The organism is Vibrio limimangrovi (genome assembly GCF_054064025.1).
Genome location: NZ_JBSUGF010000038.1, coordinates 1 through 1,245 on the forward strand (window position 1 = coordinate 1; position 1,245 = coordinate 1,245).

Annotated in this window: 1 protein-coding gene and 1 pseudogene; both read left to right on the plus strand. The window is 42.9% G+C overall.

What is annotated here, in order from left to right:
- Positions 1–227 precede the first annotated feature (227 nt).
- Positions 228–566 carry a hypothetical protein gene (locus ACWYU8_RS21965; protein ID WP_079852498.1) on the plus strand — a complete coding sequence of 113 codons (339 nt, stop codon included), beginning with the start codon at positions 228–230 and terminating at the stop codon, positions 564–566.
- A 229-nt stretch (positions 567–795) separates the two neighbouring features.
- Positions 796–1,245: pseudogene (locus ACWYU8_RS21970) on the plus strand (hypothetical protein); the annotation flags it as partial.

Consider the following 1,245-nt stretch of genomic DNA (forward strand, 5'->3'; position numbering starts at 1 on the left):
CGACGTCATCATTTATCGAAACAGCCTGTGTGCTGCGCAATTGCTATGTACCAATCTATTAATCAATGACTTTGTGACTTTATTTCAATTGGTTACAAGTTTAATTAAAAATAAACATTAACACTTTGTCTTAATTCCGCGCTTTGCACTACTTCGTTGACGGACGTGATCGTCATGTAGTGTGAATATAGGAATTATGATGGTAACAAAAAGAAAAGAGTCAGACAGTGCCCAAAAGAGCAGGCGAGTTTTTAGTCAAATTCTTTGGGGTGACCATGAACCGCGACACTAAAAAGCAAATTTTGACTGTAATGGCGCCTTATCACAAACGAGGGATCCCGTTTAGGCGCAAACAAATTAAGCGCTTGATTGCGATACTCGATGACATCTTTATACATGAGCCGTATCTCGGCGAACGACTACAGAAAGTCGGCAAGCGTCAAATCATTGGTTATTGGCAGCGTACCCGCTATGAAACCGCGCAAGTGAGGGCAGAAAAGTACGCCATTTTAAAATTGTTTTTCGAAACGGCGCAGTTAACCGGGCGTGTTCCCAGACCCAAATGATGGGTTTGGGATGTTGAGTGAATAAGGACTCTCTTCAACTTGGACAGCACAGCGAGAGTTGTCGCAATGACACTATTTATCGGCTGGTTTTTCCTGGTGTGTCATTTTTATCATTAAACAGTGTTCTTAATGTTTTGTAAGTAACTGAAATGTATGGCTTTGTGTTAACTTGTGGGAGAAGGCAAGTCTGATTTAATGGTTAGTGAGTAATTCATATAAGGATATTGCTATGACCATGTTTACATCACGTACCATCAACTTATTCAATTTAATGAAACGTCTGGGGCAGGTATTGCTCTTGTTTGTTTTAGGCGCTTGCCTGTTAACCCTAAGTACATACCTGGTTTCCGCTTCTGGCCAGTGGGGATGGCTGGCGTTTGGGATTTTGGTCGGTACTCTGCCGTTCCTCGGCTTTTATCTCGCCGGTTTTTTGCTTTCGCCCAAACGTTTTTATCAGACCAAGATGTGGAAAAGTCAATCCTCATCGCTGCGTTGGGGCGTTGTCATTGTGTGCGCAGTGAGTAGTTATTTTTCAATGGGAGAGTTAAACAGCGTGGCTGATATTTCAGCTGTAGAACAACCCATGCCTCTGCTCGAACAGTTACTGATCACAGTCGGTGCTGTGATTTTGCTGACGGGTGTCTATATGCCGTTAAGAGCGATAACACTGTTCCGTTGT